Source organism: Streptomyces sp. NPDC090445 (assembly GCF_044769385.1).
In the GTDB taxonomy this organism is placed as follows: domain Bacteria; phylum Actinomycetota; class Actinomycetes; order Streptomycetales; family Streptomycetaceae; genus Streptomyces.
Genome location: NZ_JBIVXV010000011.1, coordinates 37428 through 58687, shown reverse-complemented (window position 1 = coordinate 58687; position 21260 = coordinate 37428). Strand labels below are relative to the sequence as shown.

The following is a 21260-nucleotide window of genomic DNA, read 5'->3' as shown; positions in this document are numbered from 1 at the left end:
GGCGCGACGCCGACGCTGAGGGCGGGAGGGATGGGCAGCCTGTGTGGGCCCTGACTGCCCCTCGTTGTGCTGTCACTGCAGGCCGCTGTAGGCAGCCATCACGATCTCCATCCCGCGGTTGTCCTCCTGCCGGTCCCGGTCGATCATCTGGTTCATGACATAGGCCACCGTCATGCGTGCACCGGGATCGCTCACGACCAGCGAGCCGCCCCAGCCGCCCCAGCCGAAGGCGCTGCCGAACCTGCCGAAGCCCGCCGTCCAGGACATCGGAGTCCCCAGCACGCGGTCATCACCGCGGAACACTTCCTGCCACGCCGGCTCGCAACCCCGGGGGGACAGCAGCCGCACGCCGCCGGCCGAACCCTGGTTCGCCAATACCGACTGGACCAGGGCGACAGAGCGAGCGTTGCCGAAACCGTTCACCGCAGGGATCTGCGCACGGCGCCAGGCCATGGAGTTGGCGTCCTTGACCCGGATCGCGGCACCGGTGTTCTCCCGGCGCACGCCATCCGGTCCTGGCGGTGCGGTGGCGGCGTACTCGTCGGTCAGTGACGGCGGCGGGATGAGCGGTGCGACACGGTGGTCGTGCTCGGTGGAGAGCCCGATGTGGAAGTCCGCGCCCAGCGGTTCGGCCACCTCTTCGGCGAAGAACTCGCCGAGACTGCGGCCGGTGATGCGGCGGACGATCTCACCCACGAGGAAGCCGAAGGTGAGCGCGTGATAGCCGGCGGCCGTTCCCGGCTCCCATTCGGGCGCCTGCGCGGCCAGCCCTGCCGTCACGCTCTCCCAGTCGTACAGCTCCTCGACCGCCGTCAGCCCGGACAGGTCCGGCAGCCCCGCGGTGTGCGACAGCACGTGGCGTACCAGCACTTTCTCCTTGCCGGCCGCGGCGAACTCGGGCCAGTACGCAGCGACCGGTGCAGACAGGTCGAGCTCGCCCCGGTCGGCCAGAATCAGCGCGCTCAGGGCGGTCATGTTCTTGGTCGTCGAGTTCACGCCGGTGAGGATGTCGCGCTCCCAGCTGACGGAGCGGTCCGCATCGGCGTACCCGCCCCAGATGTCGACCACCGGCTCGCCGTCAAGGTAGACGGCCGCCGAGGCACCCACGTCGTCCTTGCCGAGCAATGCTGCAAGTGCCTCACAGACGGCGGCAAACCGCGGCTCGTACAGTCCCTTAACATCAGTCATGGGCGCCAGCCTCAGGTAGCGCCAGGGCTTCCTGCCCAACAATTCCCGTACTGGTTTTGTCGGGCGGGGCTCGATCAGGTCTCCATCTACTGCAGCAGGGCGGCCGGACGGCCGCGCGGTCGGCCCGTCGGTCGACGGCTCCTGTCTCCGCCGCGCGGTCGGCCGACACACGTGCGTCACGACAGCCCGGCCGGCGGCCGAGACCGCAGCGCCGATGACCGCCGGGGCACCGCGCACAGCGAGCGACTTCGTAGGCGTTCCGACGGTGGAGACACAAGAAGGTAAGGACGGATACGCGTGCTGGAGCGGCTGAATCAGGCGCTGGACCACCTGGAGGCCTGCCTCGACCGGGAGGTCGACATGGCCGACGTGGCCCGGACCGCCGCGGTGTCGGAGTACCACTTCCGGCGGCTGTTCTCCGCGCTCGCCGGGATGCCGCTCCCGGTCTACGTGCGGCGCCGGCGGATGACGCTCGCCGGAGCCGAAGTGCTGGCCGGGGAGCTGACGCTGCTCGATGTCGCGGTGCGGTACGGGTACGGCTCGGGCGAGGCGTTCGCCCGGGCGTTCCGGTCGGTGCACGGCATCGGGCCGGGCGAGGCCCGGCGCACGGGTGCGGTGCTCACGGCACAGCCGCGCATGTCCTTCCGTGTCGTCGTCGAAGGGAGTACGACCATGCGGTACCGGATCGTGGAGAAGGAGTCGTTCCGGGTCGTCGGCAGGAAGGCCCGGGTCCCGCTCGTGCACGAGGGAGTCAACTCGGCCGCCACGGCGCACGCGGAAGGCCTGGACGAGCAGGCGATCGTACGGATGAAGGAGCTGGCCGGCCGGGAGCCGGAGGGGATCCTGTCGGCCGTGGTGCACCTGACCGACAGCCGGAAGGAGGGTGCCGAGGTGGACTACTGGATCGGCGTGGCGACCGGTCCCGACGCGGCCGCCGGGCAGCTCGACGCCCTCGACGTGCCGGCCGGGACCTGGGCGGTCTTCGACAACCACGGGCCCTATCCGAGCGCCGTCCAGGAGCTGTGGCGGGACGTGTTCACGCAGTGGTTCCCCTCGAACCCGTACGCGAGCCGGCCAGGTCCGGAGCTGCTGCGGACGCAGCCGGTGGAGATCGGCGCGGACACCGGCTCCCAGCTGTGGATCCCGGTCGAGCGGGGCAGCGGGAGCGCCGGGGCGTGAACACCGGTACCTGCCCCCGGAGGCCTGGCTCGGACAGTCCCGTCGGTCCGGGGCACGGTCGTGTCGGTCGCGCCCCGGACCGACGCCGGAGAGCGTCCCGTGCTACGAGACCGTCACGGGCGGTCCTGGGGGCCATCCGCCGGGTACGGTGACGCAGGCACCGCCGCCTCGTGGTAGGCCTTCCAGATCAGCGGCGGGAAGGCGCTGCCCCGCTCGGTATCCGGGCCGCCCACATCCTGCATGGGCAGCAGTTGTGGGACGTCGGGCTTCGTACGGAACATCGCGACGGAAGTGCTCAGGTCGGGCGTCGCGCCGATGAACCAGGCCGAGTTCATGCGGTCGTTCGGGCCGGTCTTGCCTGCCCAGGACGGGGCGGCCGGCTGGCCCTTCGGCGGTCCGACGGTGCTCCCGCTCACCTGGCGGAGCGCCGCGCCGACGGTCGAGGCTGCCTCGGAGCTCATGGCCCGGCGCGGTTTGGGCCGGCTCAAGCCGCCCACCACGACGCCGTCCCGCTCGACCTTGGACACCGAGTAGGGTTCGGTGGCCCGGCCCTCGTTGACGAAGGTCGTATAGGCGCTGGCCAGCCGGACGGCGCTGGGGGTCGAGGTACCGATGGAGAAGGTCGGCTCCAGCTTGGCCATGCTCTCCTCACGCAGTCCCGACGCGACCGCGAGCTCTTTGACCTTCTTCAGCCCGATCTTCTTGCCGATCTCCACGAACGGCGTGTGGTCGGAGTCCACCAGGGCCGAGTGGAGGTTCGTGGATGCCGCGGGCGCCCCTGTCGGCGCGGGTTTCGGGGGGTTCGGGTCAGTGCCCCCGGCGGAGCGGTCCTTGTCTTCGAGCTCCTTCTCCAGGGCGGCGGCGTACACGAAGGGTTTGAACGCCGAGGCCGCAGGGACGCCTGAGGTATCCGCGTTGTTGGTGAAGTGTTCGATCGCATCGGAGCCGCCGTATACCGCGACGACCGCTCCGTCCTTGGGGCGTATCGAGGCGGCGCCGACCTGCACGTGTTCGTCGTCCGGGCGCTTCTTCGGGTCCAGTCGGTCCGCACGTACCTGTTCGACGGCCTTGGTCAGCGCGAGCACCTTGTCCTTCTCGAAGGTGGTGTGAACGCTGTAGCCGCCACCGGCCAGATCCTTGCCCGTGATTCCGCTGCGGCTCTTGAGGTACTTGTTGGCGATGTCGACGAGGTAGCCGATCTGCCCGGCCTGGCTGGTCGGCTTGGCGGGAGGCTTCGGCTCGGGGAACTTCGTGTACTTCGCGCGTTCCTCGGCGCTCATCGAACCCGTGCTGACCTGACGGTCCAGAATCCAGCTCCAGCGGTCCTCGGCGCGTTGGCGGTTGTCTGCGCTGAGGGACGGGTCAAAGCTTTCCGCGCCTTTGAGGACGGCGGCCAGCAGAGCGCCCTGACTGGGGTTCAGCTCCTTGGCGGGGATGCCGTAGTACGCGTACGCGGCTGCCTGGACGCCGTACGCGTCGCGGCCGAACCAAGAAGTGTTGAGATACCCCTCGAGAATCTCCGTCTTGGACTGCTGGTTGCTGACCTTCAGGGAGAGGAAGAATTCCTTGACCTTCCGCTGGACGGTTTGGTCCTGGCTCAGATAGGTGTTCTTCACGTACTGCTGGGTGATCGTCGAGCCGCCCTGGGTCTCCTCGCCCTTGACGATGTTGACAGCGGCGCGGCCGATGCCCGTCACGGAGACGCCCGAGTCTTTGTAGAAATCCGCGTTCTCCGCCGCGATGACGGCACGCTGGACGAAATCGGGCACCTCGGAGAGCTTCACGTCCTGCCGGTTCACATCGCCGACGCTCACCATGCGGCTGCCGTCCGCCCAGTAGTAGACGGTGGCCTGGCGGCGCGCGGAGTCGTGCGGGTCCGGGATCTCGACCTGTATGTAGACGGCGGCCAAGAGGCCGGCGAGGGCGCCGGCGAAGAGCAGGAACAAACCGGAGGTCAGTTTCCAGGAGGGCATCCAGCGCCGCCAGCCCCGCCGGCCGCGCCTGGGGAAGTCGATGAGGGGGCGACGGGCCTTGCGGGCGGCTCTCCTACGGCGCTTCGCTCGGCCCGCAGGGCGCCGTGTGCGCTTCTGACCTTCCTCCCGCTCCGGTCCTCCGATGTCGTCCGGACTACCGGTGCGATCCGTGCGGCGTTTGCGGGGCGGGCTCATGGGGACGCAAACCTCCTCGATCACGAGCCGTCACCTCGGGGGCGGTGACGGACTCGGCCGAGAAGATGATCAGATCGCGTTCAAGGTTGGGCCATTCATGAAATTTTCATACACGGCAAGAGGCTTGGAGGTCGTTTTTCGTCCGACGCGGCGAACAGCACCGCTATGACGTTCACTTCGCCGGAGGCCGGGGGCGGGGGCGGGGCGGCGGAGCCGTGGTGTCGGCGGCGTGTCGGGGGCTGTCGGTCCGATGTCGGTGAAGTCCTGCACCTTTTGAAGGGCCGGGTGACCGTCCGGTTGCGGGTCTGCCGCTCTCTCTCCTCGTCGACGTTCAAGGAGCACACGTGACGATCAGTGTCCGACCGGGAAGCACCGTGCTGTTCGCCGGTGATTCGATCACCGACTGCCAACGGCTGGAGAGCGAGGACGGTCTCGGGTTCGGCTACCCGCTGCGCGTTGCGGGCGAGTGGGGACTCCGGCACCCGGACCGGCCCGTGACCTGGCTGAACACCGCACACGGGGGCGACAAGGTGAGGGACCTCCAGGCCCGCTGGCAGACGGACGTGCTTGACGCGCGCCCGGACCTGGTGACCCTCCTCGTCGGGGTCAATGATGTGGGCTGGCACACCCTGGACCCGCAGGGGTACGTGATCGCTGTGGAGGAGTTCGAAGCGGGATACGACCGCCTGCTCGCGCCCCTCGCCGAGGCGGGCACGCAGCTGATCGTCATCGAGCCGTTCCTGCTGCCGATCCGGGGCGTCGTCGAGGCCGGTGCCGGCGTGCTCATCGGAGAGGAAGAACGGAAGGAATGGCGCGCCGACCTGGATCCGAAGATCCAGGTAGTGCGCGAGCTCGCCCGCACGTACGGTGCGCAACTGCTCGCCGCCGACGGCATGTTCGCCGCACTCGCCGCGACGGCCGGCCCGGAGTACTGGGCCGCGGACGGCGTCCACCCGACACCGGCCGGTCACGCCGCACTCGCGGCGGCCTGGCTGCGCCTGGTCGCTTGAGCGGGCCTCGGGATCCGGCGCAGTCGTCAGCGGGCGTTGCTCAGGGCGCGTCGGAGAAGCACACCCGAACTGCGACGAGATCTCCCGAGGCATCAAGATCGGCAATCACCGGGAAGTAGCCGTCGCCCCAACTCGTCATTGCGCAGAGCACTCGGGCATCGCCGATTTCCACGGACCCGGCCTCGACTGGTGAGGCACGGACCTTGCGCATGATCTGCCAGTGATGGGAGTGCGGTCGGAAGTCCACGACCATGCGCCGTCCGGTCTCGTCCTTCCATCTCGACAGAGCACGTGCCCTGTCCGCGGCCTCCGAGACGGGCAGCCCGGTCCACCCACGAGTGCGGTCCTCGCCGGGCTCGCCGAGTGCCGGTGCGGCAAACGTTGCGGCTGCTTCATCTGCCGCGGCACCCCAGAATGCAACATCGGCCAAGCCGTCCACGGGCTCATCGTGCTGCCAGGCACTCAGGGCGTCGGCATCGCCGAAGAGCACACGCGCCCAGTCGACGCCGACGTCACCCAATGACACCGATGACCGTACCTGGCCTTCGCTCATCCGGATCGACATCTCGGACCAACGTGCCCCGACACCGTTGCCGTAGTCGACCCGTGTGGCCAGGACCGGCAGGTCCCGGCTGCGAGGTACGCCGCCCACTGCGACGACAGGCACCCCGAACATCAGGAAACTGCCGCCGCCTTCACCGGCTGTCCGGCGCGCCCTATGGGCATGCGGCTCCCGAGCCGGCAAGGCCTCCAGCCGGGCATCGAAGCCGGCGGTTCGGCAGTGCTCATCGAAAGCCGCCTCGAATTCCGCGGCTTTGGAGGCCGGGATGTCATGGAGCCTGGAGCCTGGCTGCCGGTCGAAGGTCCGAACGGCTTCGGAAGCGTCCGGCCCGGTGACTGCGAAGTCAAGGGCGCCCATGACGTCGGCAGCCATTTCAGGGTCTTCGATACCGAGGAAGGCCGGATCGATATCCGCCGGCGAACGCTCTCCGCTCCACAACCCCAGGTGACCACCGTCAACGAGGACCAGGTTGCCGGACGGGCAGCTGATGGCCCCCAGCTCGAACATCTCTTCCATGGCGCGCGAGTCTACGGCCACCCGGCACGTCGTCAGCCAGATGCCTCCCGCCGGGTCCAGGACGTCCTGGACCCGGCGGCGCAGGACAGCGCCGGTACGAGCCGTGCGCGCAGAACGCGCTCGCGACGACGCTGTGGCCTCCGCCTGTGACCTACCGCGGCATCTGGACAGCGGGCCCTCAGCCCGACGGGCTACCCCACCATCAGGATCTCCTGGACGGCACGGACTGGGCATCGCTCGCCCCTGCATACGGGACCGGCGCATCCCTGCCGGGGGCGCTGACAGACCTCCTCGACCTCGACCCGGCCGTCAGGGCAGCTGCCGCCGTGGACGCTCTCGATGAAGTGACCCACCAGAACACCATTTGCGAAGCCACCCTGCCCGTGGCGCTGTACGTCGCAGCCGTCCTCGGCCATTCGTCCACAGCAGCGGGCGAGCCCGACCACCGCACCGACCCGTCACCGCGCCACCCCACCCGCGCGCGACTGGAGCGACCGCTTCGGGGCCGGGCCGGCCTTCAGGGCCGGGCGAGACGGGGGATGAGGAGTTCGGCGTTGCCGCGGTGGACGGCGTGGAGCTGCCCGTCCTCCCAGTGCGGGTAGCCGTCCAGCCCGTCGTCGAAGCCGCTGCACCACTCCTCGGGCACCATGGGGAAGTCGCTGCCGTACAGGATGTGACCAGGCGCGGCGAAGGCGAGGAGCGAGGGCAGCGAGGCGGGGCCCGCGCAGAACGCCGTGTCGAAGTAGAAGCGCCGCAGCTCGGCCAGGAGGTCCTCGGACGTGGTGCCCGGACGCAGCCGGGCGGCGGCCGCGAAGCGGTGGGCGGCGTACGGCAGGAAGCCGCCTGCGTGGGGGAGGATCATCTTCAGCCGGGGGTACCTGCCCGGGACACCGGCGACGGCCAGGTGCAGGGCGGTGCGGGCGGTGTCGTACGGGAAGTCCACGAGCGGGCTGGGCAGGCCGGGGACCATCGCGCCCGGCGGCGCGGTGGGGTGGACGAGGACCACCGCCGCACGCGCGTCCAGCTCGCCCCAGAGCGGCTCGAACTCCCGTTCGCCGAGGTAGTGCCCGTGGGCGTTGGACAGGACCATCACGCCGTCGGCGCCCAGCTCGTCCAGGGCGTGGACGGCCTCGGCGAGCGCTCCGTCCACGTCCGGCAGGGGGAGGACGGCGAAATTGCCGAACCGGTCGGGCCGGTCCTTGACCAGCTCGGCGGTGAACTCGTTCACGTCCCGGGCCGTGGCCCGCGCTCCCTCGGCATCGTCGGGAGCCCCGAGCGGAGCGGCGTACGACAGGATGCCGGTGGCGATCGAACGCCGGTCCATCATTGCGATCGCGCTCTGCCGGTCCCAGGCGGGTACCGGCCAGCCGAGTGCAGCGGCGCGGTCGGCGATCGCGCGGCTGCGGTCGGGCGGGATGACGTGCTGGTGGACGTCGATACGGGCGTGTTCGCTCATGCCGGTCCTTGCCTCCTCCCGTCGATCTTCGGGCGGCCGGTACACGGTGAACGGAAGCGCGGCGGGCCGGCCGCAGTCCATGAGACTCCACACACGCGGACGGCCACCTGCACACGCGGGCGCCGCCCCGCCCGGTCCACCCGTCCGGCCCACGCACCCCGCGTCCTGGCCGAGGCGGACCAGGACGCGAGCCCGGGCGGGGTGGCAGACGGCCGGAGACTGTCCGTCCGCTGGCGTTCGGAGCCGGATGACCAGGGCTGACGCACCCCTGACCCATCAGGCAGCGTCACAGGCAGACCAACGACCGGGCGACGCCGGCAAGGAAGCCCGGGTCGATTGTGGTCAGTCCGCGCGGCGACCGACGACGAGACGCTCACAGATCTCCCGGTGCTCCGGAAAGCGCAAGGCGACCTCAGCAAGCCGTGCGGACATCTCTGTACGTGTGGGCAAGGGGTAGTACTCGTGATGCAGCGCGATGCCCAGACGAAGAGTGTCGTCCGCCTTCCGCACCCACTCGTCCAGAGTCCGGGTCATGGAGGCACCGTTGTCCCTTCCCGACCAGGCTGCCACGTTCAGGAACACGATCGCCTGCTCCACCGTCGCCCGGTCGGCCACCACGGCATCGGCGACGATCTCGGCGATGTCGTCGGCACCGTGGGCGTCAATCAGAGCGTCCACACGGTCGAAGAGCTCATCGGGGAAATCGGCATCATCGTGTTCCGACACCTGCACGGCACACAGCCGGTCGAGCGCCTCGTCCCATGCCGACGTCGTCATCCGGCCCCCCTCTTGTTCACCACTCGGATTTGCGGTGCGCTAAGCGCCGTCGCCGGCCCGGCTGTGGGCGAGGGCGCCGAACAGGTCGCTCTCGCCCGGGGTCGTGAACAGGCGCCTGGGCAGCACCAGGAGGCAGGTCCGGCGGCGCCAACGACTCACCAGCACGTGTAGCCGGGGCGTCTCGTGGTACCAGCGGACGTCGTCCCACGCGAGCCGCATCGACTCCTCGCCGCGGAACGCCGTGATGCCCTCCTGGTCGACCACGGCCCGCTTCTCCTCGGCGGCCCGGCCGGTGCGGAAGCCCCGGGCGACCGCCCACCGCGGCAGGACCAGCAACACGACGAGGCCGTACACCACCGCGATACCGAGGGAGACCGGGCGCACGGTGAGGCTGTCCGGGGACAGCGACACGCTCGCCGCGGCAAGGAAGACCGTGCCGAGGACGGCCACCGCCCGCCCTCGCCGGAACAGCCCGGCGGCCTTGGCGGCCTCGATGTACTCGTCCCGGGTCACGCGGCCCGTGACGCTGAAGGATGCCTCGCGTATGTCGCTCACGTGGGCGGATCCTATCCCTCCACGGAGCAGCGCGTTCACCGGAGCGGCGAGGTCCGGCATGGCCCCATCGCGGTACCTCCCGTCGGTCCGCTGCTCTACGCGCTGCGGGTTCGATCGCTCCGGACCGTCACCGCTTGGTGAGGAGCAGCTCGGTGCCGTCCGGCCCTGGAATCACGACGAGCGGAATCGCCAGCATGCCCTCGGCGACCGGAAGCCGTACCTGCGGTGGGCCGCCCAGGCACGTGGCTCCCTCACGCCGGAGCCAGACGTGGACCGAGGTCGACATCTGTGGGTGGTCCAAGTGCCATTCCCCCTCTTCCGTGCACGTCCCGACCTGCAGGGTGTAATGCCCGTCGCCGGCGTTCATCGTCAAGGAAGCGGCGCCCTGACGGGCGGTCCAGGTTCCTGCGTAGTCCACGTCGCTTCCGGGACCTGAAGCCGACCACGCCGCCCATGCCAGCGCGACCAGGGCCACCGGGATTGCGGCCTTGGAGGAAAGGAGCGGAGGCCGTTGCGTGCCGAACAGGGCGACCAGGGTGGCTGCGTAAGACGCGAACAGCGTGACGGCGCAGCAGGCGATCCAGGGGCCCGTCCCAGCTGCCGCCAGCATCGTCACGAACACCAGGGCAAGGATTCCCGAAGCCGCGGCCCAGCAGGCGGCCGTGCCCTTGCGGAGGTGCACCGCGAAGACGAACACCGGGACTGCCACGGCCGCGCCGGGCAGCACCACAGTCGCGTAGGCGAAGACCCCCTCGTACTCCGGTTTCAGCGCCGTGCTCTCGGCCAGGGTGACCATCGCCCCTACGACTCCAGCGACTTCTACCGCGAGCGCCGACCGCAGCACGATGCCGAGCCGGCGTCTCGACGCCTCCCCCATGAGCCCCCCCGAATTGAGCGCGTTCAAATCTTGAAGGGCATAGTACTGGGCCTCATGTGATGTCGTGGCGGTGGTCGGCGCGGGACGTGCAGGCCTTGTCCGCCGTCGGACGATCCGGCCGTGAGGCCGCCTCGGGAACGGCCTGAGGATGCGTCTGATCGACGACCGGCGCGGGCTCGACTCCAGCCGTACGCACCGCGGTCCCTGTTCCGCACGCCCTCGGGCGGGGGCCGGGGGCACCGCCCCTGGTGGCGGGGCACCGGGTCGCAGCCGCCATACTGGGCGTATGGAACGGATCGGGGGGTACGGCGTCGAGCGCAAGCTCGGCGAGGGCGGCATGGGGATGGTCTACCTGGCACGTTCCCGCGGAGGCCGGGCGGTGGCCGTGAAGGTGGCCCGGCCGGAGCTCGCCGCGGACCCCGCGTTCCGGGAGCGCTTCCGGGCCGAGGTGGCCGCGGCCCGCCGGGTCGGCGGCTTCCACACGGCACAGGTGGTGGACGCCGACGTCGACGGCGATCCGCCGTGGCTGGCGACCGCGTACATCGCCGGGCCCACGCTGGCCGCCCGGCTCGCCGCAGGCGGGCCGATGGACGAGGCGGGGCTGCGTTCTCTCGCGGCGGCGCTCGCCGAGGCGCTGGAGGCGATCCACGCCTGCGGCCTGGTCCACCGCGACCTCAAGCCGGGCAACATCGTGATGGCCGACGACGGGCCGCGCGTCCTCGACTTCGGCATCGCGCGCGCCCTGGAGTCCACCCGGATGACCGCGACCGGCACGGCCTTCGGCACGCCCGGCTACCTGGCGCCCGAGCAGGCCCTGGGCCATGACGTCACGGGCGCCGCCGACGTGTTCGCGCTCGGCGCGGTGCTGGTCGCCTCGGCCGGCGGCAGCGCGTGGGGCGAGGGGACCCCGATGGGCCTGATGTACCGCTCGGTGCACGAGCCGCCGAACCTGGACGCGGTACCGGAGGGACTGCGTCCGGTGGTCGCGGCCTGTCTGGCGAAGGATCCGGCCGAGCGCCCGACGCCCTCGGCACTGCTGGACCTGCTCACCGCCGACGGCGGGGTTCCGCGACAGGACACCGCCGCCGGCTGGACGCCGACGGTCAGCGCGCCCGCGACGCCCCCGGCGGCCCTGCAGGTGCCACGGCCGCCGCAGGCGCCTCCCGCGTCCGCTCCGCCCCCGGCGTCCCCTGCGCCCTCGGTGTCCCCTGCGCCCTCGATGTCCCCTGCGCCCTCGGCTCCCGCCACGCCGTCGACGCCCTACCCGCCGCAGCCGGTACCGCCCCTCCCCCACGGCATGCCGCCGATTCCGGCCGCGGCGCCCGCCGTCCCGGGGGCGGTTCCCGTACCGGTGCAGGGCGCGCCTGACATCGTGATCGCCGACCGCAAGAACAGCGTGGTCGCGGACGGTTCGGGCGTCGTCTTCGAAGTGGAAGGGGTGGAGGCGGACTTCGGGTGGGACGAGCTCGCCGGGATCACCTACGGTCCTGGCCACCGCGGCAGCCACCTCGTCGTGACGGTCCGGCTCCACGACGGCAACACGTACTCGTGCCAGATCCACAACCGGCGCGCCGCCCGGCTCCAGGAGTGGCTGGTGCAGTTGCACGCCGTCGTCTCCCACTACCTCGCGCCGCGGCTGGGCCCCGCGCCCGCCCCGTACACGGCCGGTCCGAGCCCGTGGGGGCCGGCAGGCGGCCACGTCGGCTTCGGCGGCTTCGGCGGCGGCACACCGGTCTTCGGCAGCACCCCGCAGTTCGGCGGCCCCGCCGCGCCGGGCGGGTTCGGCCCGCCGCCGCGCTAGCTTGATCTTCACCGCCCGGCGTCGAACGATGCGCCGTACTTGATCACTCGGTTCGGTAACCGCCGTACACGGAAGCGGCCTTCGTCCGGATCACGCGAGTGGCCTTGTGCGGAAGTCTCGAAGCGGCGCGCGGCAGTGCGGTACGCGGCCGGCCGCCCCCAGGGCCGGGCCCGAGGCGCACGACAGCTGGACCGGCCGCCCTGTTGGGACGAAAGCTCCTCGCAATCGCCGGGCGTGTTGTTGACTGGCCGTTACGTGATGGCCCGGCGCGGGGAGCGCGGCGGGCCTCTGATCCGCGGCGCGAAGGGGCGAAGGCATGCTGGTCGATGCATTGACGGCGTTGGCTGCGGCAGGCGGCGGTGCGGTGGTCCAAGCGGCGGGCACCGATGCATGGAACGGGCTGCGCGGGCGGATCGCGGAGATCTTCGGCCGCGGCGACGCCGCGCGGGGGCAGGCTGAGCTCGAGCGCCTGGACCAAACGGGGCAGGCCCTGAACCAGGTCGCCACGGCCGATGTCATGACCGCGGGGGTGCGTCAGGAGGGGCTGTGGCAGGGCCGGTTCGAGGCCCTGCTGGAGGGTCTCGACACCCAGGAGCGGGAGCGCGCGACCGAGCAGTTGCGTGAGCTGGTGTCGTTCGTCGCCTCCTCGGCGGGTAGCGCGGTGATCGGGACAGGAAAGGCCGTCGCCCGTGACGGAGGCAGTGCCGTCTCCGGCATCAAGAACGTCGGCGGCGGCGTGGGCGCGGCACGGGCCGTGCTCACCGGGGACGCGGAGGCCGACGGAGGGGACTCCAGTGCCGTCAGCGGCATCGTCAACGTAACCGCCCTGGATCGCAGTAACTGATCAAGAAGTTTCTTTTTTTGGGGGGACGGCGTGGTCGGGGAGCCATTGAGCAGGGGCAGCAGCGGCGATGCCGCTTCTCCGGACGTCCGGGACGTCCGGGACGCCCGGTCTGCGGCACCTGGCGATCAGCGCGGCATGCAGCGGGTGTCCGGCAGTGGGAACGCGACCGCCACGAACGGTGGAATCGCCGTCTCGGGCGTCTACAACGCCATCACCTCGGTGAGCCTGCCACCTGAAGTACTGCGGCCTGCCGCCGAGGTGAACGCTCCCGGGGGCCTGGACGATCTGCGCGACCGCCCCCACCACTTCGTCGGCCGCGGGGACGAGCTCGACCTCCTCGATGCCGCCCTGAACACTCCCGGCAGCGCCTTGGTTCAGGCGGTGCACGGGCTGGGCGGGATCGGCAAGAGCGCCCTGGCGGCCCACTGGGCCGCCACCCGCCCGCACGGCCACACACCCGTCCGCTGGATCACCGCCGACAGCCCGGCCGGCGTGCAGCAGGGCCTGGCCGACCTGGCCACCGCCCTGCAGCCCGCCCTCACCAGCCTGCTGCGGCAGCCGGCCGAGGCGCTCGCCGAGTACGCCCTGCAATGGCTGGCCACCCACACCGGCTGGCTGCTCGTCCTGGACAACGTCAACGACCCCGCCGACATCGCCCACCTCCTCGCCCGTGCCCCCGCCGGCCGGTTCCTCATCACCAGCCGTCTCGCCGCCTCATGGCCCGCTGCCGCCACCGTGGTCCGCCTCGACGTCCTCGGCCCGGCAGAATCCCTTGCCTTGCTGACCCGGGTCACCACCGCCGCCGGCCCCCGGGACCTGGACGGCGCTGCCGAGCTGTGCGAAGAACTGGGCCACCTGCCCCTCGCCCTCAAGCAAGTGGGCGCGTACCTGGCCCAGAACACGCTGACCACCCCCCGCGCCTACCTGGCCCTCCTCGCCGGCCACCCGGCGGCGATGTACCGCCAGGGCTCGGCCACGACCCGGGCCGACGACACCATCGCTCGGATCTGGAACATCACCCTGGACCGGATCACCGCCCTCGAACCCCTGGCCACGGATCTGCTGCGCATCCTGGCCTGGTATGCGCCCGAGAACATCCCCGTCACCCTGCTCGGCAGCCTCGCCGACCCGCCAGCCGTGAACAACGCGATCGGTCTCCTGATCGCCTACAGCATGATCACCCCCGAGCCGGAGACGGGCACCGTGGCCGTCCACCGGCTTGTCCAGGCCCTCGGCCGCACCCCGGAGGAGGGAGATCCGCACCGGAGCCCCGAAGCCGTCGCCGAAGGGCGGACCGCCGCCGTCGCTCTGCTCGCCGCCGCCGTCCCCGAGGACGCACCCCGAGCCGACGCATCCGTCCGGCACCTTCTCCCGCACATCGACGCGTGGGTCGCGAACTCGGCCGGCCACGACCCGCTCCCCTCCGCCGACGGCCTCTTCCTCAGCACCGCCACCTCCCTGATCAGGCAGGACCTGCAGCACCGCGCCGTGCCCTACCTGAAGCGCGTACTGCACGCGTATGAGCACGAGATGGGCACGGAACACCGCTTCACCCTTGCCCTGCGCGTCGCGCTCGCCTCGGCGTACGAGGAAGCCGGGGACATCACCCGTGCGATCCCCCTGTTCGAGTCGGCCCTTGCCGGCCGCCATGACCTGCTCGGGCCGGACCACCCGGCAACCGTCGTCACCCGGATCCTTCTCGCCGGGGCCCACGAAGCAGCGGGCAGAACCGAGCCGGCCATCGACCAGCTCAAGGCCGCGCTCGACGACTCGCTCCGGCTGTTCGGCCCCGACGACCAGCGGACCCTGATGGCACGCAACAACCTCGCGCACGCCCACGGCTCGGCGGGCCGCCCGGACCTCGCGATCCCGCTGTACACCGAGGTCCTGGCCCGACAGGAGGACAAGGCCGGCCGGGACCATCGGAACACGCTGACAGCCCGCAACAACCTCGCGTACGCCCATAGCTCGGCAGGCCGCCCGGACCTCGCGATCCCGCTGTACACCGAACTGCTCAGCGACGTCCGCTGCGTGCTCGGACCGGACCACCCGCACACCCTCAGCATCGCCCACAACCTGGCCTCCGTGTACTGCGACATCGGTGACCTGGCACAGGCCACAGCGCTGTACGAGCGGACGGCCGACGACCGCGCACGCGTGCTGGGCACGGCCCATCCGGACACGCTGACCTCCCGCAGCGACCTGGCCCTCGCCTACAACGATGCCGGTGACGAACGCGCGGTCGCCTTGGCGGAGGCGGTCCTCGCCGACCGGCGCCGCGTGCTGCCCCCCGACCACCCGGACGTCATGACGTCCGTCAACAACCTCGCGGCGTGCTGCAGCACCGCCGGTGCGTCCGAACGGGCAATCGCCCTGTTCGAGGAAGCCTTGGAGAGCCGGACGACGGTTCTCGGACCCGACAACCCCGACACGCTGACAGCGCGCAACAACCTCGCCTGCGCGCACGCGCAGAGCGGGCGGCTCGACGCCGCGCTGCCCGTGCTGAAAACCGTCCTGGACGACCGGGTTCGCGTGCTGGGCAGGGACCACCCCGATGCCATCGCCTCCCGCGGCACGCTCGGCGGTGCCCACCGCCTCGCCGGCGACATCGCCCAGGCACTGATCCACTACGAGGAGGCACACGGCGACGCCCGGCGCGTCCTCGGGGAGAACCACACGCTCACGCGACAGCTCAAAAGCCGACTGGACGCCATGGGGCACGAGCGGTAGCTCGACAGCCCCCGCTGCTCCCCCGGCGGGCGAAGGAGAGGTTCGTGGCCCCGTGACCTCGTCGTCGATCGCGAACAACTGCCGGTCACGTATCCGGGCGCGGGGCGCCTTCCCCTCTGTTCCGGTCAGCGCAGGCTGCTGAAGAACGCGCGTAGGTCGGCGACGAGTGAGTCGGGGGCTTCCATGGCGAGGAAGTGGCCACCGCGGTCGAGTTCGGTCCAGCGGACGACGTTGTGGTCGCGTTCGGCCCAGCGGCGGATCGTCACGTCACGGGTGGAGAGCAGGACGGCGGTCGGGACGGTCCCGCGCCCGCCGGCCGCCGCCCAGTCGCCCTCCCGTCCGTCGCTTTCCGCGCAGTCGTGGGCGGGAGCGGTGTCCCGGCCGTTGTCCCGGTCGTCGTCGGCATCCCCGCCCCAGGAGACCGCGGAAACCGCGGAGACCTCCTCGTAGTAGACCTGCGCGGCCGAGGCGGCGGTTCCGGTCAGCCAGTACAGCGAGACCTGCGTCAGGATGCGGTCCCGATCGATGCTGTCCTCGGGCAGCCCGTCCTCGGGATCGGTGAGCTCCTTGAACTTCTCCACCATCCATGCGAGCTGCCCGACCGGCGAGTCGGTGAGGGCGTAGGCGACGGTCTGCGGGCGCTTGGCGTTGCACTGCAGATAGCCGTCGTTGAAGTTCTGCATGGCCTGCCAGCGCCGTTGTTCGGCTTCCGTGAGGCCGTCCGTTTCGCCTTCCTCCCCCGCCGGGAAGGTGATCACCGCGTTGGCGTGGACGCCCATGACGTGCTCCGGTTCCTGTCGGCCCATCTGCGGCGCGACCCAGGAGCCGGTGTCGTAGCCGTGGACGCCGTAGCGCGTGTAGCCGAGACGGGACATCAGCCCGGCCAGCACCGAGGCCATTGCGGCCGAGTCCATTCCGGGCCCCGCCAGCGGGGTCGAGAAGCCGAATCCCGGCAGTGAGGGGACGACCAGGTGGAAAGCATCGGCGGGATCACCGCCGTACGCCCGGGGATCGGAGAGAGGACCGATCACGTCGAGGAAGTCGACCACCGAGCCCGGCCAGCCGTGCAGCAGGAGCAGCGGGGTGGCATCGGGCTCGGGGGACCGTACGTGCAGGAAGTGGAGGCTCTGCCCTGCAATGGTCGTGCGGTACTGGGGAAACGCGTTGAGCGCCGCCTCGTGCGTCCGCCAGTCGTAGGCGGTGAGCCAGTGCTCGGCCAGGTCTTTCAGATAGGCCACCGGTACACCGCGGCTCCAGCCGACCCCGGGCAGTTCGTCCGGCCACCGGGTGGCGGACAAGCGGGAGCGGAGGTCGTCGAGCTGGTCCTGCGGGACGTCGATGCGGAACGGGTGGACAGCGGAGGTCGTGGGCGTCGTCGTGGTCGTGGTCGTGGTCGTGGTCGTGTTCGCCATGGCCGTGACGCTACGGCTCGCTTAGGTCAGTTCCGTTCCCAAGCCTGCGGCACTCTGGTCCCATGTTGGGAACCTCCGGACGGCTGCTGAAACTGCTGTCCCTGCTGCAGACCCCGCGTGAGTGGTCAGGGAGCGAACTGGCGGAACGCCTCGCTGTCAGCCCGCGCACGCTGCGCCGGGACGTACAGCGGCTGCGCGACCTCGGCTACCCGGTCCAGGCGACCCAGGGCACCGCCGGCTACCGGCTGGGGCCCGGATCCAAGCTGCCGCCGCTGCTGCTCGACGACGAGGAGGCCGTCGCCGTCGTCGTGAGCCTGCGTACCGGGGCGGACGGTTCGGTGGTGGGGATCGAGGAGTCCGCCCTGCGCGCCCTGACCAAACTGGAGCACCTGCTCCCCGCCCGGCTTCGGCACCGGGTCAACACCTTGCGCAGCGCCACCGTCCGGGCCGGCGTGGCCCCGGCGCCCAAGGTCTCCGCGGACACGCTCGTGGTCATCGCCGAGGCGTGCCGCCGATACGAGCGGTTGCGCTTCGACTACACGAGCCCCCGCCTCGGCACCAGCGTCCGCTCGGTCGAACCGCACAGCCTGGTCAGCTTCGACCGCCACTGGTACCTCGTCGCCTGGGACACCGACCGGGACGACTGGCGCACCTTCCGCGTCGACCGGCTCGCCCCTCGCACGCCGACGGGCCCGCGGTTCACGCCCCGCGACGTACCCGACGGTGACGCTGCCGCATACGTGGCCCGCCGTCTCTCCGCGCAGGCGTGGCCCTTCCGGGCAACGGTCACCCTGCACGAATCCGCAGCCGTGGTCGCCGACCGCGTCTGGCCCGGGATGGGGGTCATCGAGCCCGTCGACGACCACAGCTGCCTGCTGCACCTGGGGGCCGACACCCCGCGCGACCTCGCTTGGATGATCACCTCGGTGGACACCGACTTCACCCTCGTCGACTTCCCGCCCGGACTCGCCGCAGCCCTCCGCGCCCAGGGCGACCGCTGCCTCAACTCCATACCGCCGACCTCGGCCCCTCCTCCGTGACGTTCGGCGCCACGCCCTCCGCCCGGCGCCACGCCCTCCGCCCGGCGCCGAGTTCCGGACGCAGCCAGGATCGGCCGCCGGCGGGGTCGCCGGTGCGGAGCCCGGGCCCTGCAAACGGTTCAGAGCGTGATGCCGTTGAACTGGACGTCCCAACGGTCGGCGCGTGAGGTGACGGTCACGATGGACAGGGGCGGCACCTTGATGTGCCAGAAGGCCCTGGCCGGAACGGACAGGGCGTGCAGGATCGTGGCGCGGATGACGCCCGGTTCGGTGATGGCCAGGGCGTCCTCCTCGTCCTGCGGCAGGTCGTGCAGCCAGGCGGCGGTCCTGCGGCAGAGCTGCCGGACGGATTCCCCTCCGTGCGGTGTGGCGTCGGGGTCCGTGAGCCATGCGCTGAAACCGTAGGGGTTGGTGGCGGCGATCTCGGCCATCTGGCGGCCGCTCCACTCGCCGTAGTCGAAATCGCGCAGGGCCAGCTCGGGTGTGGCCTTCAGTCCGAACTCGTCGGCCGTGGTCGCACAGCGACTCGAGGGAGCCCGGAGGGTGGACGAGTGGGGTGGTGGCGGGAACATACCGGCCGTGGTCGCCGAGTACGGCGTCCGCGCGCTTTGGGGCCGGTCGCCGAAGATGCCGGCGGTGTTCCCCGCGGCCGCACACACGAGTGTCAGGCGGACCGTCATGTGGATGCCCTCCTTCCGCGTCCGGCGTGGCGCCGGAGCGTGACCGTCGCACCGGCTGGGCGACGGGTGTGGCGGGAGTGTTCGCAGCGCATGGGCCGTACGTCGTCGCGCCTCGGCAGAGCCACCGGTGCAGGGGACCGGGGAGCGCCGGCGCCGGGATGCGCGCACATGTTCAGGTTCGGCGACCGTTGCCGCCGCAACCATCCGCCACATGTCCCGAACGCCCCCGCCGATCGGCTGGTGGGAACCTGCTGAGCGGTGGGTCCTGCCACCGGGAACCGGTGCAAAAAGTTCTAGAGTGGTACGAATCGGACTGTGGTCCAGATGTCGAATGGAGCACACGTGATCCGGGTTCTGGTGGTAGACGACGAAGCGTTGATCCGCACGGGCTTCCGGCACATCCTTGACGCCGCGGACGGGATCGAGGTCGTGGGGGCCGTTTCCGGCGGGCGGGCGCTGCAGGTGGTGCGCGAGACGGCGCCCGATCTGGTGCTCCTGGACATCCGGATGCCGGATATGGACGGACTCACCGTCCTGGCCGAGCTGCGCCGGCTCCCCGCTCCGCCGGTGGTGGCCATGCTGACGACCTTCGACATGGACGAATACGTGGAGACGGCGCTGCGCTCCGGTGCGGCCGGTTTCCTGCTCAAGGACACCGACCCGGAGGAGCTTCCGTTCCTGGTGCGCTCCCTGGCCGAGGGCGGCACCGTACTGTCGTCGAAGGTCACGCGGACCGTGGTGGACGGCTTCCTGACCGCCGGGGCTCAGGCTCCCGAGGCACGCCTGCTCGAACGGCTGACCGTCCGGGAGCGCGATGTGCTGGTCCTGATCGGCGAGGGACTGTCCAACGCCGACATCGCCAAACGGATGCACCTGGGTACCGGCACGGTGAAGGACCACGTCAGCGCCATCCTCATCAAGCTCGAGGTGGGAGGCCGCGTCCAGGCAGCCCTGCTGGCCCAGCGGGCCGGCCTCCTGGGGACGGAGACGCAATGATCAGCCGCCGCACACCCGCGTTGCTGGACGCCGCCGTGGTGGCGGTCGCACTGGCGGACGTCTGGGTCCACTGGGACAGCGACGAGCCGATGCGCATGGCCTGCGCCCTCGTCGCGGCCTTGGCCCTGCTCCTGCGCCGTCGCCTGCCGCTCGTGACCTTCGCGCTCACCCTGCCCGCAGTCCTGTTCTCGGACGCGGTCTTCGCCTGCCTGGTCGCGCTGTACACCCTCGCCTCGCTCAGCCGCCACCGCATCCTCCTGGCGGGATGCGCCCTGGCCTTCACGATCAGTGACATCACCAGGACGCCGGCGCTGCTCACACCGACCCTCGACCTGACGAGGGCCACGACGCTGATCACGTTCGGGTACACGGCGGCGACGGCGGCCGCCCCGATCTTCCTGGGGCAGCTCGTCCAGACCCGGCGGGACCTGTCGGCGCGACTGGCGGAGATCTCGGAGGCGCGCGACCACGAGCAGATGCTGACCGCCCAGGCCGTCCTGGCCAAGGAGCGTGCGCAGCTCGCGCGAGAGATGCACGACGTGGTGTCCCACCAGGTCGGCTTGATCGCCGTACGGGCCGGTGCACTCCAGGTCGGCACGCGTGACGCGCAGGTCAAGGAGGCGGCGGCCACGATCCGGCGGCTGAGCGTCCAGACCCTGGACGAGCTGCGCCACATGGTCAGCGTGTTGCGGGCGTCCGGGGGACGGCCCACGGAACTCACCCCGCAGCCCTCCCTCGCCGACATCCGGCAGCTGGTCGACAGCAGCGGCATCGAGACCGAGCTGAGCTCGCAGCTTCCCGACGGACTCCCGCCGACCGTGCAGCGGGCCGTCTACCGCACCGTCCAGGAAGCGCTGACCAACGCGCGCAAACACGCCCCCGGCGCCACCGCGAAGGTCGACCTGCGCCACGAGAGCGGCCTGATCCGCGTAACGGTCACCAACACCGCGCCCAGCCGGCCCGCGCTGCCGCTGCCCGGTGCCCACTACGGCCTGGCCGGCCTGAGCCAGCGCGCCGCCCTTCTCGGCGGAAACGTCACCTCGGGACCGACGGCCGACGGCGGCTTCCGGCTCAGCCTGGAGCTGCCGGTCGAGGGCGTCCCGCGATCCGCCGGGGTCGCGCCCGGGCACGCAGGGTAGCGGCCGGGGGCACAGCTCGTATCGGGTGCGGCGTCCGCGGCCGGCGCCGGCATCCACGGTGTTACCGGCGGTTTCCCGCGGGCCGTCCGAATCGGCGGTTCTCGCGCGTCTCAAATGATGGATGGCGGCGGCGGATTTGACGGTGACGTGCGCCACAAAGGCAGCGGCCGGACCGTATACGAATTTCAGCCCGCCATCCGGATTCCAACCCCGTCGAGAGCGGATCCGAGCGAATCATTTCGGCCCGCGGCACCGACGGGCCGGACGCCCCTCCTCAAGCGAATCCGGGAACCGCAGACCGAAGTAGGGTGCATTTCAGGTCACGGCGCG

Annotated in this window: 17 protein-coding genes; 8 read left to right on the top strand and 9 right to left on the bottom strand. The window is 71.0% G+C overall.

Annotated features, from left to right (window positions below; genetic code table 11):
* Nucleotides 1-72: 72 nt before the first annotated feature.
* Nucleotides 73-1188 carry a serine hydrolase domain-containing protein gene (locus ACIQUT_RS21785; RefSeq protein WP_403565070.1) on the bottom strand — a complete coding sequence of 372 codons (1116 nt, stop codon included), beginning with the start codon at nucleotides 1186-1188 and terminating at the stop codon, nucleotides 73-75.
* 297 nt (nucleotides 1189-1485) lie between these two features.
* Between ACIQUT_RS21785 and ACIQUT_RS21780 the strand changes: the two genes are divergently transcribed.
* Nucleotides 1486-2367, top strand: a complete 882-nt coding sequence (locus ACIQUT_RS21780) for a GyrI-like domain-containing protein (RefSeq protein ID WP_403564804.1) — start codon at nucleotides 1486-1488, stop codon at nucleotides 2365-2367.
* 113 nt (nucleotides 2368-2480) lie between these two features.
* Here the strand turns inward: ACIQUT_RS21780 and ACIQUT_RS21775 are convergent, their stop codons facing one another.
* A complete protein-coding gene (locus ACIQUT_RS21775) occupies nucleotides 2481-4535 on the bottom strand; it encodes a transglycosylase domain-containing protein (protein ID WP_403564802.1) in 2055 nt (684 codons plus the stop codon).
* A 344-nt stretch (nucleotides 4536-4879) separates the two neighbouring features.
* Here ACIQUT_RS21775 and ACIQUT_RS21770 point away from each other — a divergent pair, with 344 nt between their 5' ends.
* Complete coding sequence (locus tag ACIQUT_RS21770; RefSeq protein WP_403564800.1) at nucleotides 4880-5545, top strand: SGNH/GDSL hydrolase family protein; 666 nt, start codon at nucleotides 4880-4882, stop codon at nucleotides 5543-5545.
* A gap of 40 nt (nucleotides 5546-5585) precedes the next feature.
* On the opposite strand, the gene ACIQUT_RS21765 is transcribed toward ACIQUT_RS21770, so the two are convergent.
* The 5 genes from ACIQUT_RS21765 to ACIQUT_RS21745 form a co-directional block, all read right to left on the bottom strand.
* The gene (locus ACIQUT_RS21765) at nucleotides 5586-6623 is read right to left on the bottom strand and encodes a hypothetical protein (RefSeq protein ID WP_403564798.1); all 1038 of its coding nucleotides are present in this window, start codon (nucleotides 6621-6623) and stop codon (nucleotides 5586-5588) included.
* A gap of 517 nt (nucleotides 6624-7140) precedes the next feature.
* The gene (locus tag ACIQUT_RS21760) at nucleotides 7141-8079 is read right to left on the bottom strand and encodes an amidohydrolase family protein (protein ID WP_403564797.1); all 939 of its coding nucleotides are present in this window, start codon (nucleotides 8077-8079) and stop codon (nucleotides 7141-7143) included.
* 342 nt (nucleotides 8080-8421) lie between these two features.
* The gene (locus tag ACIQUT_RS21755) at nucleotides 8422-8856 is read right to left on the bottom strand and encodes a hypothetical protein (protein ID WP_403564796.1); all 435 of its coding nucleotides are present in this window, start codon (nucleotides 8854-8856) and stop codon (nucleotides 8422-8424) included.
* 39 nt (nucleotides 8857-8895) lie between these two features.
* Nucleotides 8896-9411, bottom strand: a complete 516-nt coding sequence (locus tag ACIQUT_RS21750; protein WP_403564794.1) for a YcxB family protein — start codon at nucleotides 9409-9411, stop codon at nucleotides 8896-8898.
* Between the two features lie 127 nt (nucleotides 9412-9538).
* Nucleotides 9539-10315, bottom strand: coding sequence for a hypothetical protein (locus tag ACIQUT_RS21745; protein WP_403564793.1), 777 nt, complete (start codon nucleotides 10313-10315; stop codon nucleotides 9539-9541).
* Nucleotides 10316-10574: 259 nt separating this feature from the next.
* Here ACIQUT_RS21745 and ACIQUT_RS21740 point away from each other — a divergent pair, with 259 nt between their 5' ends.
* The 3 genes from ACIQUT_RS21740 (at nucleotide 10575) to fxsT (ending at nucleotide 15663) form a co-directional block, all read left to right on the top strand.
* Nucleotides 10575-12089, top strand: a complete 1515-nt coding sequence (locus ACIQUT_RS21740) for a serine/threonine-protein kinase (RefSeq protein WP_403564792.1) — start codon at nucleotides 10575-10577, stop codon at nucleotides 12087-12089.
* Nucleotides 12090-12405: 316 nt separating this feature from the next.
* Entirely contained in the window at nucleotides 12406-12933 is a 528-nt protein-coding gene (locus ACIQUT_RS21735; protein WP_403564791.1) for a hypothetical protein, read from the top strand.
* A 144-nt stretch (nucleotides 12934-13077) separates the two neighbouring features.
* Nucleotides 13078-15663, top strand: a complete 2586-nt coding sequence (fxsT, locus tag ACIQUT_RS21730) for an FxSxx-COOH system tetratricopeptide repeat protein (protein WP_403564789.1) — start codon at nucleotides 13078-13080, stop codon at nucleotides 15661-15663.
* 125 nt (nucleotides 15664-15788) lie between these two features.
* On the opposite strand, the gene ACIQUT_RS21725 is transcribed toward fxsT, so the two are convergent.
* On the bottom strand, nucleotides 15789-17075 hold the full coding sequence (locus ACIQUT_RS21725; RefSeq protein ID WP_403564787.1) for an epoxide hydrolase family protein: 1287 nt from the start codon (nucleotides 17073-17075) through the stop codon (nucleotides 15789-15791).
* Nucleotides 17076-17137: 62 nt separating this feature from the next.
* Here ACIQUT_RS21725 and ACIQUT_RS21720 point away from each other — a divergent pair, with 62 nt between their 5' ends.
* On the top strand, nucleotides 17138-18115 hold the full coding sequence (locus tag ACIQUT_RS21720) for a helix-turn-helix transcriptional regulator (protein ID WP_403564785.1): 978 nt from the start codon (nucleotides 17138-17140) through the stop codon (nucleotides 18113-18115).
* A gap of 119 nt (nucleotides 18116-18234) precedes the next feature.
* Here ACIQUT_RS21720 and ACIQUT_RS21715 read toward each other — a convergent pair whose 3' ends face one another.
* On the bottom strand, nucleotides 18235-18795 hold the full coding sequence (locus tag ACIQUT_RS21715; protein WP_403564783.1) for a histidine phosphatase family protein: 561 nt from the start codon (nucleotides 18793-18795) through the stop codon (nucleotides 18235-18237).
* A 342-nt stretch (nucleotides 18796-19137) separates the two neighbouring features.
* Here ACIQUT_RS21715 and ACIQUT_RS21710 point away from each other — a divergent pair, with 342 nt between their 5' ends.
* Both ACIQUT_RS21710 and ACIQUT_RS21705 read left to right on the top strand, forming a co-directional pair.
* Nucleotides 19138-19791, top strand: a complete 654-nt coding sequence (locus ACIQUT_RS21710) for a response regulator (protein ID WP_403565068.1) — start codon at nucleotides 19138-19140, stop codon at nucleotides 19789-19791.
* Complete coding sequence (locus ACIQUT_RS21705) at nucleotides 19788-20930, top strand: sensor histidine kinase (protein ID WP_403564781.1); 1143 nt, start codon at nucleotides 19788-19790, stop codon at nucleotides 20928-20930. Before ACIQUT_RS21710 ends, ACIQUT_RS21705 begins: the two co-directional genes overlap by 4 nt.
* Nucleotides 20931-21260: the final 330 nt, after the last annotated feature.